The organism is Raineya orbicola, assembly GCF_002843425.1.
GTDB lineage: Bacteria > Bacteroidota > Bacteroidia > Cytophagales > Thermonemataceae > Raineya > Raineya orbicola.
On record NZ_NKXO01000005.1, the window covers coordinates 64,188 to 81,765 of the forward strand.

The 17,578-nt window shown below is 37.0% G+C and carries 13 protein-coding genes; 8 read left to right on the forward strand and 5 right to left on the reverse strand.

Going from position 1 to position 17,578, the window contains the following annotated elements:
• Window positions 1–87: 87 nt before the first annotated feature.
• From Rain11_RS02310 to Rain11_RS02335, 6 genes are all read left to right on the forward strand, one after another.
• The gene (locus tag Rain11_RS02310; protein ID WP_101357716.1) at window positions 88–867 is read left to right on the forward strand and encodes an alpha/beta fold hydrolase; all 780 of its coding nucleotides are present in this window, start codon (window positions 88–90) and stop codon (window positions 865–867) included.
• 65 nt (window positions 868–932) lie between these two features.
• Window positions 933–1,601, forward strand: a complete 669-nt coding sequence (locus tag Rain11_RS02315) for a CBS domain-containing protein (protein ID WP_101357717.1) — start codon at window positions 933–935, stop codon at window positions 1,599–1,601.
• Between the two features lie 130 nt (window positions 1,602–1,731).
• Window positions 1,732–2,166 (forward strand): response regulator, encoded by a 435-nt coding sequence (locus Rain11_RS02320; RefSeq protein ID WP_243390527.1) that lies wholly within the window; start codon window positions 1,732–1,734, stop codon window positions 2,164–2,166.
• A 78-nt stretch (window positions 2,167–2,244) separates the two neighbouring features.
• Window positions 2,245–2,568, forward strand: coding sequence for a tetratricopeptide repeat protein (locus Rain11_RS02325; protein ID WP_101357718.1), 324 nt, complete (start codon window positions 2,245–2,247; stop codon window positions 2,566–2,568).
• A 45-nt stretch (window positions 2,569–2,613) separates the two neighbouring features.
• Window positions 2,614–3,882: a protein kinase domain-containing protein gene (locus Rain11_RS02330; RefSeq protein ID WP_101357719.1), complete on the forward strand. Its 1,269-nt coding sequence runs from the start codon at window positions 2,614–2,616 to the stop codon at window positions 3,880–3,882.
• On the forward strand, window positions 3,879–5,027 hold the full coding sequence (locus Rain11_RS02335) for a 1-deoxy-D-xylulose-5-phosphate reductoisomerase (RefSeq protein WP_101357720.1): 1,149 nt from the start codon (window positions 3,879–3,881) through the stop codon (window positions 5,025–5,027). The genes Rain11_RS02330 and Rain11_RS02335 overlap by 4 nt, the downstream gene beginning before the upstream one ends.
• Before the next feature lie 24 nt (window positions 5,028–5,051).
• Here Rain11_RS02335 and Rain11_RS02340 read toward each other — a convergent pair whose 3' ends face one another.
• The 5 genes from Rain11_RS02340 to meaB form a co-directional block, all read right to left on the reverse strand.
• Complete coding sequence (locus tag Rain11_RS02340; RefSeq protein ID WP_101357721.1) at window positions 5,052–6,911, reverse strand: ATP-binding protein; 1,860 nt, start codon at window positions 6,909–6,911, stop codon at window positions 5,052–5,054.
• 68 nt (window positions 6,912–6,979) lie between these two features.
• Complete coding sequence (locus Rain11_RS02345) at window positions 6,980–11,437, reverse strand: T9SS type A sorting domain-containing protein (RefSeq protein WP_165778056.1); 4,458 nt, start codon at window positions 11,435–11,437, stop codon at window positions 6,980–6,982.
• Window positions 11,438–11,570: 133 nt separating this feature from the next.
• On the reverse strand, window positions 11,571–12,839 hold the full coding sequence (locus Rain11_RS02350; protein ID WP_101357723.1) for an aspartate kinase: 1,269 nt from the start codon (window positions 12,837–12,839) through the stop codon (window positions 11,571–11,573).
• Between the two features lie 6 nt (window positions 12,840–12,845).
• Window positions 12,846–13,823 carry a cation diffusion facilitator family transporter gene (locus tag Rain11_RS02355; RefSeq protein WP_101357724.1) on the reverse strand — a complete coding sequence of 326 codons (978 nt, stop codon included), beginning with the start codon at window positions 13,821–13,823 and terminating at the stop codon, window positions 12,846–12,848.
• Between the two features lie 74 nt (window positions 13,824–13,897).
• Entirely contained in the window at window positions 13,898–14,878 is a 981-nt protein-coding gene (meaB, locus tag Rain11_RS02360; RefSeq protein ID WP_101357725.1) for a methylmalonyl Co-A mutase-associated GTPase MeaB, read from the reverse strand.
• A gap of 86 nt (window positions 14,879–14,964) precedes the next feature.
• Here meaB and Rain11_RS02365 point away from each other — a divergent pair, with 86 nt between their 5' ends.
• Window positions 14,965–16,386 (forward strand): CHASE2 domain-containing protein, encoded by a 1,422-nt coding sequence (locus Rain11_RS02365; RefSeq protein WP_133121472.1) that lies wholly within the window; start codon window positions 14,965–14,967, stop codon window positions 16,384–16,386.
• Between the two features lie 52 nt (window positions 16,387–16,438).
• Entirely contained in the window at window positions 16,439–17,569 is a 1,131-nt protein-coding gene (locus tag Rain11_RS02370) for a hypothetical protein (RefSeq protein ID WP_101357727.1), read from the forward strand.
• Window positions 17,570–17,578 lie beyond the last annotated feature (9 nt).

A 17,578-nucleotide genomic window follows, 5' to 3' on the forward strand; every position in this document is an offset into this window, starting at 1 on the left:
TGTCATAATCTATGAGGTTTTTTCTTTATTTTTTGTATAATTCCAAAAAAAAAGCAAATTTGTGCAAAACAAATTAAGCACGTAAATATGGAACTCAATATCAAAAAAGAAGGCGATTTTACATATATTGACGAAGGACAAGGAGAAATTTTGCTCCTTTTACACGGACTTTTTGGGGCTTTGAGCAACTGGAAAGATGTGGTTGCCGAGTTTTCAAAAGACTATCGGGTAGTTATTCCTATGATGCCTATTTATGACTTACCTCTCACAAGCACTGGCATTGAGGGGCTTACCGATTTTATTGAAAAATTTGTCAATCAGAAAAAGCTTACTGACCTCACTTTGCTTGGAAACTCATTAGGAGGGCATATTGCCTTAACCTATACTTTGCGAAAGCAAGCGAATGTAAAGCGTCTGGTGCTTACAGGCAGTTCGGGGCTTTTTGAAAACACTATGGGCGGCTCTTATCCCAAACGAGGCAGTTACGAATACATTAAGGACCGCGTAGAATACACTTTCTATGACCCCAAAACAGCCACCGAAGAACTTGTTTTAGAAGTTTTTGAAATTACCAAGAGCATACCCAAGTGTATGAAAATTGTAGCCATTGCCAAATCGGCTCAAAGGCATAATATGGCAAAAGATATTCCTAATATTTACGTTCCTACGCTTTTGGTATGGGGCTTGAATGATACCATTACTCCGCCACTTGTTGCCTACGAATTTGATGCACTGATGCCTAATACAGAACTTCGTTTCATTGATAAGTGCGGACACGCCCCAATGATGGAACACCCCGATAAGTTTAATAAAATTCTTAGGAATTTCTTACAAAGAAATCCTATCGCAAGCAAACAAGTTGCATAGATTTTGTTGTTTTTTATACAGAATTTTTGCATATTAGCGTTGGTACTCTAAAACTCACGAAAACTATGGCAGTGCAAGATATCCTAAATCCTTATATCCGACCTATCAGGGAAGGGGAAAACACCGAAAAAGCCCTGCAAATGATGGAAAATTTGCACTGCCCATTTTTACCCTGTATTGATGAAGACGGCTTCTATAAAGGTCTGCTTTCTGAAAATACATTATTAGATATTTTTGATGAAAACATCAATCTTGAACAGCTCCCTTTACAATTTAGCAACACTTTTGTTTATGATAATCAACACTGGTTAGAAACTATTTCTTATTTTAATGAACAAAGCAATTTGGTAGTAGTAATTGATAGAGAAGGGAAGTATCAAGGAGTTATCACATCACAAGATGTTGTAAAACAAATTGGGCAAAGCTATGCTTTTCAAGAAATCGGCAGTATTCTAATTTTAGCAGTTAATCAGTGGGATTATTCACTTACCGAAATAGCCCGCTTGGTAGAATGTAACAACGCTAAAATTTTGTATCTCACCACTCAAACAATTTCTAATGAACCTCTGCGTTTGTACGTACTAATGAAAATCAATCAAACCGACCTTACACGTATTGTAGCTACTTTTGAACGTTTTGAATACGAAATAGTTGCCAAATTTCATCAAGAACCTATCTTTGCCGATACCGACCAAGAGCGTTTGGGCTTGCTTTGGAAATATTTAAGTTTTTAGCAAAAATAAAAATTATTTTTCCATAAGTAAGTTTTTTAATTAAATTGCAACAAAGCAATAACAAAAACTTTTCTACATTTGCGTTTGTTTCTTTTGCAAAAGTTTTGCATATTTGTAAATCTTGTAAAAAATGACTTCATCAAAGCCTTTTAGCGATATGTTAGACCTTGTAATGTTGGTAGATGATAACGATACCGACAATTTCATCAGCAAACGGATTATTGAGCTTTCCAAGTTTGCCAATCGTGTAGAAGTCAAAAATTCGGGTAAAAGTGCCTTGCAATATTTGGAGGAAAACCAAAATAATCCAGAAAATCTGCCTGATTTGATTTTTTTGGACATCAATATGCCTATTGTAGATGGCTTTGTATTTCTTTTTGAGTTTGAAATGTTCCCCGAAAGCGTAAAAAATAAGTGCAAAATAGCCATTCTATCTAGTTCAGATAACAAGCGAGATATTGAAAAAATTGTTGATAACGACTATGTTATTAAGTTCATCACCAAACCTCTTACCAACGAGGCTCTGACAGAAGTCAAAAATTTATTGCAGTCGCTTAATGCATAAAACCTTTCAGGTTTAGGGCTTAGCTATAAGTCTTAAGCCTTTTTTGCCAATTTTTTTTCTAAAAACTTATCGTTTTTTGTGTCAAGATTAGAGCTTTTGCACAAATTTGCCCAAGAAGAGCCTCAAAACCCTTTTAACTGGTATGCACTTGCTACCGAATATCGCAAATATAGCCTTTTGGAAGCTCTACCTTATTACGAAAAAGTATGGCAAGAATTCCCTGATTATGCCCCCAACTATTACCATTTAGCACACGCATATTGGGAACTACAAGCCATAGAAAAAGCCAAGAAAGTATTTGAGCAAGGTATTCAGATACTTGCCAAACAGAAAGAAAGCAAAATGCTCCAAGAATTGCAAAATGCCTACCAAAATTTTCTCTTTGAAAATGACTTGCTTTAATGCACTAAAAAACTTTACTTTGCTTTTCAATTTACATAGCCATTTATGACTGCCCAACTTGTAGGAGAGCGACTTTTGAATTACGAGATTAAATCCTTTTTGCGTAGCGAATCTTTTTATGATTTCTACCTTGCCGAGCATTTACTTTTTGATAGAAAAGTGCTTATCAAAACGCTCAATTCAGCTTTTCTACAAAATACCGAAGCAAAAGAAAATTTACGCAGGGAAGCCCAAAACCTGCGTTTTGCTCACCCACAAGGAACTTTGCTATATGATTTTATTGAAACGCCTGAAAACATCTATCTGATAAAGGAATACCTTGAAAATAAGCTCACTTTGGAGCAATACATTATCCAAAACGGCACACTGACCGAAGAGAAAATGCTTCGCATTTTTAGGCAAATTTTAGATATTTTGGCTTCGGCTCATCATATTGGCATTATTCACCCTGCTCTCAATCCCAAAAATATCATTTTGGAAGGAAACCAAGTGAAAATAATTGGTTTTGAAAGTTCTGCCTTGCAAGAGAAAAATTTTCAAAGCCCCGAAGAAATACAAAAAGGAAATTTAAGCGTAGAAAGCAATATTTTTTCTCTTGGGAAGATAGCCTGTTTTATGCTTTTTGGCACTACTGAACTACCCAAAAAACATACGAATAGTCTTAAAATTTACGAAGCCATTGCAATAGCTACTGAAAAAAATCCCAAAGAAAGATTTCATTCCTGTACAGAATTTGCCACTGCCCTCAGCGAAGAGGTTTCCATAGAAGAAGTAGAAGTAAAACACGCTTATAAGCACCTTCCTTTAATGGTTTTAGGCGTTTTACTCGCTCTGTTAGCTTTTATGCTTTACGATATCGCCGATGAAACTGATGAACAAAATCGCTTGGTCTATAATCTCTATGACAAAGCTCGCATCAAAAAAATACGTGACTCGGTGCGTAATGTGAGAAAACAAGAATTTATCCGTGATAGCATTCGTATAGCCCAGAATAAAGCAGAAAATTTGCAAAAAATTCATATCCACAAAGTGAAGCAGGGAGAAACTTTGAAAGAAATAGCAGAGAAATACAATATGTCTGTTTCTCACCTCAAACAATTGAATGGTTTTACAGATAAAACCACTCTGAAAGTTGATGCAGGTTTGCGTGTAGTAATACGTGATTATCATAAAGTTTTAGATAAAGAAGAACTTTGGCAAATTGCACAAAAATACGGCATCAGCAAGTTTGATATTATCCGTGCCAATGATATTGAAGATGAACTCAAAGACGTTTATCCAGGGGCAGATTTAATTATTCCTATCAAAAAATGACTTTACGCAAACGCATAGCTATTTTAGGCTCAACAGGCTCTATCGGTACGCAAGCCTTGGAGGTTATTCGGGCAAATACGCAATTTTTTGAAGTTGAAGTGCTAACGGCTCAAAATAATTCTGATTTGCTCATCAAGCAAGCTATTGAATTTCAGCCTAATGCAGTAGTAATTGCGAACGAAAACCATTATCATAAAGTTTCAGAAGCCTTGCAGAAGTACCCCATCAAGGTATATGCAGGAGCAAAGAGCTTGGCTTCGGTAGTACAAATGGAAGGCATTGATACAGTGCTAACGGCATTAGTAGGTTTCGCAGGACTTACCCCCACTATTGAGGCAATTAAAGCTCGCAAACCCATTGCCCTTGCGAATAAAGAAACTTTGGTAGTTGCAGGAGAACTTATTACTGAACTTGCTGAAAAATATCAAGTTCCTATTATTCCCGTAGATTCTGAACATTCTGCTATTTTTCAGTGCTTGGTGGGGGAATTTCACAATAAAATTGAAAAAATTATTCTCACGGCTTCGGGAGGACCTTTTCGAGGCAAAAAGCGTGAAGAGTTAAAAAATATCACCCCTGCACAGGCTCTCAAACACCCCAACTGGTCTATGGGAGCAAAAATTACCATAGATTCGGCAACGCTAATGAATAAAGGTTTAGAAGTAATTGAAGCAAAATGGCTTTTTGGCTTGGAAAGCCACCAAATTGAGGTTATTGTTCATCCGCAGTCTATTATACATTCTTTGGTGCAGTTTGAAGATGGCTCCATCAAAGCTCAAATGGGCTTGCCTGATATGAAATTGCCTATTCAGTATGCTTTGGCGTTTCCCAATCGTATTAGCTCTAATTTCCCACGTTTTGATTTTGCCAAATACCCTCATCTTACCTTTGAGCAACCCGATACACACACTTTTCGTAATCTTACACTTGCCTATGAGGCTTTGGCAATGGGCGGCAATGCTCCTTGCATACTCAACGCCGCTAACGAAATTGCCGTTGCCGATTTTTTAGCCGAAAAAATCAGTTTCTTAGAAATTACCGACTATATTGAAAAAAGCCTTCAAAACGTGGATTTTATCGCCAAACCCACACTTGAAGACCTTCTGGAAACTGACAAACTAACGCGAAAAAGGCTAGAAAGGTAATAAATTGGCTAAAAGAAAGATTTGTTAAAAAAGTAGGGAAGCCCGTTCCAAATTGATAGTATAATCGGGTTTGTTAGTTTCTTTTCTACGAATAAAGTGCTGTTTTTCCAATTTATTGATGATGTTACGAATTTTTCTTTTGAAATTTTCATATGCCTTAATATCAGGTTGATAAGAACTATGCTGTTTGTAAAACAAATATTCCCCAATAAAGCTTGCACTAATATTGTTGGCTCTTCCATAATGATTTTGATGATAAATCGCATCAAGTACCCATTTGGCATCATTAGAAAGATCATCGTAAGCCTTTCCGAAAATAGCTCGCAACTCATTAATGAAATTTTCTTTTTTCAGCGTTTCATCTAACCGATATAGTTTTATCTCCAACGAACTTTCAGGTATTTCCCAAAGTAAGCCCCATTTCAGCAAATCACTAATTACTTCAAAGTGGTTGTTATCAGGAGATAAATTGATAGTGTAGCGTTCCCTATCATTCAGTTTTTCAGATTTGAAAAAATAAGCCAATACTGTCTTATGAATAGAGCTTAATTCTAATCCGTTTGTTTTTTGTAGAATGTATTTATGAAAGCTATTGAGCCAGTGTATTGTTTTGCTATCCAAAACTTTTCCTGGTACTAAGAAAAGACTTAGTTGTCTATCTGGGTGTATCAGATAATAAGGAACATCTATTTGATTTTCAAGGGCATAATTACAAAGTGTAGCCATACCAATACCTCTACCTTCATAGCGATTGTAATCTTTGAGCACATCGGCAAGATTAGGGTTCTGACGATTAGGGAAAGGAATAATACGTCTTAGTTTAATAGGTTTTTCAAGAGTTACCAGTTGATTAGACTTAAAAGTACCCGGATTCTTTATTTCAAGAAACTCTTTATTCTTAACCCGAATAATACAAAAGTTATCAGATTTATAATCTCTGTGAGCCAAAGCATTATTGATAGTTTCACGAATAACATCTTCGGGATATTCATAAATAGGTTTCCCCCCTTGCTCTGTAGTTATGCCTACGGATATTTTACTAAAAACAAAGTTCCAAGCATTTTCCATTAGGTTGATGATATTGTTTTTGTAAATTTTTTTATCATCTGCTAAATGATTGCCCGTTTCGTAGTAAGCATCTATTTCACATTTTCCAGCAAGAAAATCCTCAATATGCTTTCCACATACCAACATACCCAAAAGAGTAGGTTTTTGGTCGCGTATAAACTTTTTACGCGTAAGAAAAGGTATAGCACTTTCTATATCTGCTTTCAGCGTTTCTACCTTTATAGTAGAGTTTAGTTTGAGAATATACTCATTGAGCTTATCTATATCTAAATCTTGCAGAGAAGTATTAGGTACAATATCTAACTCAATAGCATTTTTTAGAATAGTTTTTAGTTCGTTTTGTTTAAGTATTTTTTCTTTAGGTATTTTATGATCGCCTGTCCCTTGTCTTTCATAGGCATTTCCTTCCCAGAAAACAAATTTTTGCTCATCGGGCAGTTTTTCTATAAAAAGAAGCACGATTTGCCCATTTAAGAAGGGTTTAATTTCTATTAAATCGGGGCGTATGTAGTCGATAAGATTTAATTTTTCGTTATTTTCATTGGTAAAGACTTTGGGTAGCTCTTTTAGCTTGCTTTCATTGTTTGAATTGAACCCCGTGAATTTTAGTTTTTTTTCAGAAGCAATTTCTTTAATGCCTATTACAATAATACCTCCTTTTGTATTCAGAAAGGCACAAGTAGTTTTGTAGAGTTCTTTCCAATCATCTCCTTGCGATAAATCTTTGAGCTCAAGTTTATCTGTTTCAAAAGATTGAAACTGATTGTTTTCCAAGCAATTTTCAATTTGCAAAAGTATTCGGTCAATTTCTCGCATACATCAAATTAAGATTGATTTGCAAAATTATGAAAATTGCTCAATTCCAAAGAAAAAAGTAAAACCTATCACCTTTTCGTTACTTTTTTTCTGATAAGCCCTTGCGAGGTATGTATTTCAGCAACATACACACCCACAGGAAGGTGAGTAAGCGATAATTTATTTTCCTTTGTTTTCAGCACTACATTTTGACCCAAAGCATTAAAAACACTAATACTTTCAATTTGCAAGCTATTATCCAAACTACTTACAAATACTTCATCGCTTGTAGGATTGGGATAAAGCAGAATTTTTTTCTCAATATCACTATGCAATGCGTTGATATAACCAAAATTGTAAATACGCATTACTTGCACGGTATCGCTGGGAGGTATGGGATTTTGTCCTTCGCTAAACGCCAAAATATCGGTAAATTCATCGGCGTTGTTGTAGGTGATTACCAATTTATTTCCGTTGAGAATCTGAGCCACATTCGTATTGGTGGAAATAAATTTAGTAGGCAAATTGTAGTTGGTTTGAGCAGAAAGCAACATAGAACCATCAGGCAGAACGCTTTTTGTGAAACTGCTCAGTACAACCGTATGAGCAGCTGTCTGTCCGAAAATGGTATAGGTTTCTCCTGCTGCAAAATTTAAGGGTGTAGCAGTGTAAATGCCTGAGCTAAAAGTAGTAGTAATGCCTGTATCCTCCCAAGTAGAGCCATTCAATCTATACACTTTGGAAGCAAAACCTACTGCCCCTGAGTTTACAAAACTTACAGTTGCACCGTTCATTCCTTGCAGTAGCCACATACCTGCGGCTAAATCTGTATTGGAAGGTGGTGGCGTAGGAGTAATGCCAGATACAAAAACTGCTCTCGCCAAACCAGCTGCAATTGGGGTGATTGTAATATGCCTAATGACAGAAGCATCACCAATAGGAAATACATAGGCAGTACCTGCTACGAGATTTTGGCGGGTAAGGTTACCTGTGCCGTTGGTTTCTATGTAGGAAGTAGAAGTATTGGTAAAAGTTTGCGTAATTTGGTCGGTAGCGGGGGTGGCTCGCAGTGTAAATATAGAATTGCCTATTTGCAAGCGTCCTTGCGTGAGTGTAATACGATTAGCGGAATTATCAGCACCGCTCAAAGCTACGTGAGCAGGGTTAGCAATTTCTAAAATATCAAAATCTGTGCGTTGAAAGATAGTTTGTGGGGCAGTTCCGTCAAAAATCACTCTGCCATTGAGTACTTGCAGAAATCCTGATGTTTTACCTGTCCAGTTACCTCTTACTCTTAAAGTATTTCCTTGTAAATCAAGATTGCCTGTGGAGTTATCAGCTGTTAAATCGTTCATTACAATTGTATTGGGGTAAAATAATTTTGCAGGAGCACCTGTAAGAGTTAAATTGTGGTAAGTAGTTTCTTTTATGTGAGTAGTAGAAGCAACATTTTGATATGTTATAGTATTCCCTATGGCATCGGCGAGAAGTTGTCCTGTTACCATAGGCTTGGTACCATTATTATATGCAAGCAAAGTATTCGCATTTTGTTGCCAAGTACTGCTTGAGTTTGTGCCATTCAGAACACCGTGTATTAGTACTCCATTAGTGCTATTGTTGGTTACTGTTACGTTATTGATAGTTATATTACCCGTGGTATTGAAAGCAATAGAATTAGCACCACTCAGAATTGTATTTGTATTGAAATTAACAGGGGCGTTAGAGTTCGCCGCACCAAATCCCATCCAATTATTTGCAGTTATTTCAATGCTACCTGTGTTAAAAGAGAAACTACAATTACACTCCAAAAGAAAATTCCCATTGTTGATAATATTTCTCTCAAAAATAAAGGAAGAGTTATTACTCAATCCACCGCTGGCAGAAAAACCCCCTCCTGCATTGATAGTAATATTTCCTGAAAATGTTGAACTACCTGAATTACCCCCGTCAATAAAACTTCCACCATTTTCAATAACGGTATTACCTCCCACTGATAAATTAGCATCATTAACATTAAGTGTGGCATTGTTTTTTATAGTTAAGTTTTCCTGAATAGTTACAGCAGGCGTTGCCGAAAAACTCTTTGCTCCTGTTCCTGAAATGATAAGGTTTTTGTAGAGATTTCCACCAAAATTGTTGGGAATAGTACCTACACTATTACTTGCAAACTCTATGATAGTACCATTGGTAGTGGCAAAGGAATTTGTGCCTGATATAGTAGGCAAGCTATTGAGATTCATCTTTAAGGTAGCCCCTGATACACCATACAAATTCTGAGCTGTGAAAGGTATATCAGAAGTAAGTGTTACAGGTTGTTGAATATCTATGGTAGTAGTTGGGGTAACCACAGAAGTTGGGGCTCCTATGGGTATGGAGGCATTATGCCGAATACGTACATTGGCATTAGCTACTCCGTTAGGGCTGCAATTGCAAGGAGTGGTACCATCATTAGACCATAAGTTGCTATTGGTATTCCAAGCGGCACCATCGCCGAGTGTGTAGAAATCAGTGACAGGTGCAGAAGCAAAAACAGCATAATATCTTGTATCGTTAGTAAAACTGGTGGGGTTGAACTGCGTACTTAAAGCATCGGAAGTTCCTGTAGCTTCGAGTATCCAACTAGTGCCATTATGATAGTAGGCTTGTCCGCTTGTAAAACCTCCTACCGTAGAGCCTGCATAAAATACAGAAATACTAGAAGATGTATTAGGAGCTGTAAATACGGGCAATTGCACTCGCCAAACGGCATCTACTCTGCTAGGAGCAGTGATATTTGGATAAGGAGTTGCACCTGGTGCTTTTACCTGAATAGAAATTTCACTACCGTCATTAAGATTATTGAAAGGGAATGTTATACCTGCATACTTGTTAGGTTGTGTATATCCCATAGGAATAGGTAGAGAAGAACTTACCAAAGTAATTCCACTTTCGTTACGAATTTTTATTTCACCCGGTCCATCAGTTACGATATACTTATTTATTCCACCGTTGATAGAAGGCATAGAACTTGGTGTGTAAACGGCAAAAAGAGTACCTGCTCCTATAGATAAATACTTATCGTTATCAATGCTTAACTGCCCTATGAAACGTACTTGCGTTCCTGCATCAAAAAGAGAGGTATTGTTATTGATATTGAAATTGTAAAATTCTACAATCCCCCTTATAGTTTGGGGACTTGTACCTGCAAAGGTTACAGTATTGTTATTATGCTTAAATTTACCTGCTTCGTCCCAAAAAGTTCCTTTTAGCGTAAGATTCGCAAATAAATTTATATCGTGAGAAGTACTGTTGATACGAATGCTTCCATAAGTACCTGTGGTGGGAATAAAAATATTTTGCGGAATACTTGTATTAAACGTAACCGTTGAATTATCGGGTGCATTGAGATTTCCGCTGAAAGTGTTGTTGTAAGAGGGGTTCTTATTATCCAATAACAAGTTAGCATTAGCCCCCATTGTGAGTGTACCACTACCCTGTATAACGCTTGTATTTAGCGTAGTATTAGCAGGAATTTCTGCCGTGCCACTTTGTATATCCAGAATAGAAACGGGTGTGCCGCTGGCTGCTGGCCAGCTTACAAAATTGCTTGGATTTGTAAAAGTTACTTTTGCCCCTCCACTTTTATTTACTTCTACTTTCCATACAGCAATATTGTAAAAAGTGAATGAGGCATCAAAATCAAAGGTAGTATTAGTAGAGCCTTGCATAATAATACGACTGGTACCAATTCCACCCAAAACACCCGTGATATTACCACTTTTGATAGTAAGATCTCCTGTAACAGCCAAAGTTCCTGTGCGGTTAGTAACGCTACCTGCGTAAGGATAAAAAGCCGCCCTATTGGGGGTAAGATTATCCATTACGAAATGTTGGGTAGTAACAGTATAATCTTGCGTATTGCTATCAGAAATAGCTATTCCTAATGGCGAAGAACCATCATGGCTATTCAGTACTCTAAAAGTTCCTTGAATATTAAAATTTGCATTAAAAGCACAATAAATATTCTGGTTAGAGCAGTTCCAAATGAGGTTACCAAAATTTTGACTCTCAAAACCCGTGGGCATAGTAGTAGTTACCCCTGTTATTTCGCAAGTAGAATTAAGTTGCCACGTAGCCAATGGGATTGTGCCACCATCGCGGGCGTGTATGTAGGTAGAACCATTGTTGAAATTAAGATTACTTAATGGTGTTGTAACATTCAAATTGCCCCCTTCAAGACGGAGAGTACCATTAACCGTAAAGTTTGATATAATATTTGTTGGCGTATTACCATTTTGCAGTACAAGCGTACCACCGCTATTGATAGTTATGTTTAGATTTGCCGCTAAATCAAGGCTAGTGGTAGAAGTTACCGTGTGTCCATTACCTATGATAACATTTGCTAATGCAGCTGGGGCAGTTGGAGCAGGCGTACCTGTGTGGCTTATCAATGACCAAGTATTGTTATCATTCCAGTTACCGCTTTGGCGAGAGTAGTAGGTTTGAGAAAATGAATTACATAAAGAAACAATAAATAGCAAAAGTACAAGTAAAATTTTTGTTTTCATAGTTTTTTCAATTTTTATCATAAATACCTTACACAAGACAAAGGTAAATAAAAATTTTTAAAAAACCTATATTTAGATTAGAGAATTAGCAAAATAAAAAGGAAGTGCCACTAAATCCTAAAAATCTTGAAAATCAGGCACTAAATTCCGCAATCACTGCTCTATATGTTTGCTGCGTTTTCTGTTCTAAAATCAACTCAAATTTGGGTAAAATGCTTTGTAGCATTTTTTCGTTGTAGTACAATATAGTAAGCAATTGCACATTGCGAGTTTGCGAAATAGCAAATTCCTCGCTCAAAAAATCTATGATTTTAATAACTTTATGTTCCTGAAAATCGGTAGCTATCCATAGCGAAACCGCCGAACTTTGTAAAAGATGAATTTTTGCATTGGTTTGTGTAAAAGTATGCAAAATTTTACTCAAATTTTCCTCTGTAATAAAAGCCAAATCCTTAATAGCGAATTTGAGAAGTACTTGATTGGGCTTAAAAATAATGGTAGGTGTATTTTGTGGGCTTGTAATGCCATCTATGCACGTTCCTGCTTTATGAGGTTCTAGAAAAGAGCGAACGTACAAAGGAATATTCTTATTGGCAAGAGGCTTTATAGTTTTAGGGTGAATAACATTTGCTCCGTAAAAAGTCATTTCAGCGGCTTCGGTATAGGAAAGGGTTTCGTACAACTGGGTATTAGGAACTTTTTTGGGGTCAGCGTTCAAAATGCCGGGCACATCTTTCCAAATAGTAACTTTTTGAGCCTCTAACGAATACGCAAGAATAGACGCCGTATAGTCTGACCCTTCTCGCCCTAAGGTAGTGGTTTTATTTCCCAAAGTACCTCCCAAAAATCCCTGTGTAACCACAATTTTTTCTTGTAAAATAGGCAAAATTTCCCTTTTGAGCAGTTGCTCTGTCCAAGCAAAATCTACTTTGCCTTCTCGCCAAGTGGTATCGGTTTTGATAAAATTACGAATATCTATCCATTCGTTTTCTATGCCTTGTTCTTGCAAAAATTGGCTTACTATATGTGTAGCGATAATTTCTCCAAAACAAATCACTTGGTCGTAGCTTTCGTCATATTTCTCAGGCTGTGTTTTGTGCAAAAGCGTTTCTTTGAGCTGTAAAAAAAGATAGTCCAAAGCAGTGAAAATCAAATGCTTTTCGGGGAAAAGTTGCTCTGAAATTTCAAAATGATACTGCTGAATATTTTGCAATTCTGTTTGCCAATCAGCTTTGGCAAAATATGTATTGAGTAATTTTTCCAAAGCGTTGGTAGTTTTTCCCATTGCCGAAACTACCACTACCAAATGCGTAGGGGTACCGAAATTTTGAATGATATGAGCAACATTCCGAACGGCTTCGGCGTTTTTTACCGAAGCTCCACCAAATTTGAATACTTGCATAGCTGATTAGATTTTACGAAAATGTTTAGCGTCTTTGACAAGGTTTTCTACCGTCCATTCGGGGCTTTTTACATAGGCTAATTTTCTTACAGGACACCCCTGATAGCTACAAGCCTCGCAATTTTCAGGGGGCAGGCAGGGGTCTGCGTGAATAAAAATTTCTACTTCTTTGCCTGTATAAGCCACAATGAACTCACGAAAACGTTCGACTTCGTCGTGGGTCTGACGCAAATCCAAATAATAAGGCAGTGTAAGGTGGCAATCAATATGCCAATTTGCTCCATAATGTTGCACTCGCAAATTATGAACATCTATCCAGTTGGGTTGTCTGTTTTTTACAAGAATTTCCAGTACTTCCTGAATAGAATGCGGGTTTAGCTCGTCCATCAGCCCCGCTACTGACCTCCTGACCAAATGATACCCCTCTTTGAGCAAAAGAAAAGCAAAAACGAAAGAAATCACGCTATCCAGCCATAACTGCTTAGTAAAAATAATAACGCCCACCCCTACTATCAGAAGCAAACTGCTCACCGCATCACTGAAAAGATGCTTGCCGTCGGCTATCAGAGTAAGCGAGTCGTATTTCTTGCCATACTTTTGTAAAACTAAACCCACGGCACCGTTCACTATTGTACTAAAAGCCACCAAATACAGCCCTATATCCAATTTTTCAAGCGGTTTGGGATATAAAAAGCCCATAATAGCTTGCCAGACAATCACCAAACCTGCTGTGATAATGAGCGATCCTTCAAATCCTGCGGAAAAAAATTCTATTTTGCCGTGTCCGTAAGGGTGTTCAAAATCACGAGGCAAAGAAGCCAAATATACGCTGTAAAATGCAAAACCCGAAGCCACTACATTGATAATGCTTTCCAAAGCATCTGTGAGAATAGCGGTAGAATTCGTAAGAAAATAAGCCGTGAATTTGATAAACATCAGCAAGATGCTTACCACAAAAGAAAGCAAAATAAGACGCTGTTTCATTGATGGAAATTTGCGTAAAGATAATGCACCTATTGCGAATTGTCAAAAAATTTAGCCTTTCAAACCCTTCCGAGCTATTGGTTTTTCCAGATTTCTAACAATTCTTTACTTGCTTGAAAAGGCTCTTTTTGGTTGGCTAAAATGCTTTTTTCTAAGGCTTGCAACTTTGCTTTGAAAACAGAATTCTGATAAAACAGGTTCAAGATACCTTCCCGCAGATGTTCGTGAAACCATTGTAATTGCTGATTTTGGCGTTTTTGTTCAAAAGTATGATTTTGCTTTGCCTCTTGCAAAAACTTCTGAATATTTTGCCAAATTTCAACCAAACCCTCATTCTGCAAAGCAGAACAAGTAAGCACAGGTATTTCTTGGGAAGGGTTAAGCAAATGCAAGGCACTCTGATACTCTTTTTGTGCTACAAGAGCTTTGTGTTTGTTTTCTCCATCGGCTTTGGTAATTACGAGCATATCAGCCATTTCCATTATACCTCTTTTGATGCCCTGCAACTCATCGCCTGCCCCAGCGAGCATAAGCAAAAGGAAAAAATCGGTCATACTTTTTACGGCAGTTTCTGATTGCCCTACGCCTACGGTTTCAATAAAAATCACCTCAAAGCCTGCCGCCTCGCAAAGTAGCATCGCTTCACGAGTTTTGCGAGCTACTCCTCCCAGAGAATTGCCCGCAGGTGAAGGACGAATAAACACTTGCGGGTGCATAGCCAAATTTTCCATTCGGGTTTTATCGCCTAAAATGCTTCCCCCACTTTTCTGACTGCTCGGGTCTATGGCTAAAACGGCTAATTTTTTTTCTGTGTTTCTTACAATTTCTAATCCAAAACTTTCAATAAAAGTACTTTTGCCTACTCCGGGCACGCCTGTAATGCCAATGCGGATACTCCTGCCCGTATGGGGTAAAATAGCCTCTAAAACCTCACCTGAAAGGTTTTGGTCTTGTGGTAGGGTGCTTTCAATCAGTGTAATAGCTTGTGCCAAAATTATCCTATCGCCTGCTAATATGCCTTTGACGTAAGTTTCCGCTGAATATCTTTTTCGCATTGGCAAAAAAATATTTGATTTTTTTACAAAAATTACTTACCTTTGAATATTCAAAAGTATTAAACAAAAAATGGCTTCCCAAATTTATGAAAGGTTTTTTGAGATATTTTTTCAGTAAAGATGTTTTCTTGATACTATTGCTCACGGGGCTTATTTCTGTTTTGGTTGCCAACATTAATTTAAATTTAGATACTCTCAACCCTTTGGAAAAAATGTTTGGCGACTTTGATTTAACGGATATTTATTTCTCGCAAGTAAGAGGCAAGAAAAATAAAGAACAAAAAGCCTCTATCAGTGATGAAGAAAGCCAAACTTCCCAAAAGCTCAAAGAGATAGCTAATACAATCACCATTGTTAATATCGGAGGTGCCGAAGGAGGTAGAAAACGACTTACCGAACTGCTAAAAATCATCAACGAATTTAAGCCTCGCTGTGTAGGAATAGATGCCTTTTACAAAAGCTATAAAACCGATAGCATTATGAAGCCTATCAACGATGAACTGGCAGAAGTTCTTTCACAAACCAAAAATTTAGTAATGGCGGCTGAAATTTCCTTCAAAGCCGCTACCCGCGAAAAAATTATTAACACTAATGATGATGACTACAAGCCTGCTTTTGATACACTCATAACCTCGCACCCTAATTTTATGAAAAATGCTCAACCCGCTTTGGTGAATCTGATTACCGAAGCCACCCGCGATGCAATCCAAAGGCAGGATTTGGCAGGGGGGTTAGCTACTTGTAGAACCTTCCCCGCTCGCGAAGTGCTTAACGGAAAAGAGTATTTAGCTTTTGGGGTAAAGTTAGCTCAAATATATGCCCCCGAAAAAGCGTCAAAATTTTTAGAAAGAAAAAAAGAAGTAGAATATATCAATTATATCGGTAATTATGATAAATTTTCCTATGTAAATTTTGGAGAACTTTTTGAAATGTACGATGCCTACCAAAGTGGCGATAGCAGTCTTGCCTCAAATTTTAATCTCTTATTCAAAGATAAAATTGTACTTTTAGGATTTACAGGAATTGAGGACATCAATAAGGTTACCTCCGATGAAGACCGCTTTTACACGCCACTTAATCCGAATTATGTAGGAAAAGCCGAAAGAGATATGTATGGAATTATTATTCACGCCAATATTATTGCTATGATTTTATTAGAGGATTATATTGATGTAGCTCCTGACTGGTTAGATTATTTTATATCCGCCTTTATAGCTTATTTGGTTACGGCATTTTTTGTGTTTTTGCACGCAAAATTAGATTTTTGGTATGATGGAATTTCAATTTTGGTACAGTTTTTGTTAAGTTTTTTATTAGTTCTAATAATCATAGAAGTCTTCGATTTATTAAAGTTACGCGTAGATTGGAGTTTAGGATTTTTGGCGATAGTGTTTATACCCAACTTTGTAGAAGTGTATTATGGAGTAGTTGCAAAAATATACGATTACAGGCAAAATTTAAGGAGAAATCGTAGAAAACAAGTAGCTACTTTAGGCGTAGATGAATGAAAAAACAAAATTTAACTAAAACCTTGCATTTTCAAAACAAATTCTAAAATTTATGAAAAATTTAGCTCAAATGTTGAAAAAAACTACTTTGATGCTTGCCTTTTCTGCAATGGTATGTGTAGCTTATGGGCAAGATGAAGTTTTCAAGGTACTCGCCTCCAAGGGTGATGTGAAGCTCAAAGCCACTCAAAAGAAACTTTGGGGTGGTAGTTCGCTTAAAAGCACTGATGTAATTGTAGTAGGCACTGATAGTTATATCGGTCTTATGCATAGTAGCGGTAGAACCGTAGAAATCAAACAAGCAGGAAGCTACAAAGTGAGTGATCTTGCGGGTAAAGCCGCCGGTGCTGGTAGTAGTACCACTGCTAAATACGTAAATTATGTAGCGGGTGAGATAAGCAAAGCTGATAGACGTGATATCAATCAAAATCATCGCAAGTATATGGCAATGACAGGAGCCGTAGAAAGAGCCAATCCTTCCCCCAATTTGATTTTGTTTGCTCACAAACCCAATGCTGAAACCCAAGAGGTCAAAGTTTTTGGTGATAAAATTATTTTTCACCTCTACAAAAACCCTATTTCACAGTTTTCAGAAAAATCTAAAACTTATGTTGTACGTGTTCTGGATATGAAAAATAGACCTGTTTTAGAAAAACAAGCCACTGCAGATGAAAAAGGAGAAGCCATTATTGAACTTGATTTTTCCAGCATTGCTAAACACGATAGTAGTTTTGTAGTTCAACCCTCTGTAAAAGAATTGCAATCCAAAGATAGAAAACTTTACACCCTTAACTTTGTAAGAGAAGGAGAAGAATACGAAAGAGTGAAAAAGGCTATCGCTGAATTGCAAGATAATACTGCTTTGAGTAAAATTGTAGAAGCTGGTATCTTTGAGCAAGAAGGTTTCCTCCTTGATGCACTTACCAGTTATGAAAAAGCTATTGCAATGGAACCTAGTGTAGATGCTTTCAAAGTAGCATACGAAGATTTTCTCATTCGCAACCGAATGAAACTTTACAAAGATAAAGATGAATATGGAAAACCTACTTTGCGTCCTTATCAAATCAATCCTGATGTAAAAGATGAAGATTTGATGAAACCCGAAGCCAAAGTTGAAGAAAACACTAATACCCAACAACCTGCTAATAACGATAAAAAAGATACTAAAAAGAACTCGAAATAACCTAACGTT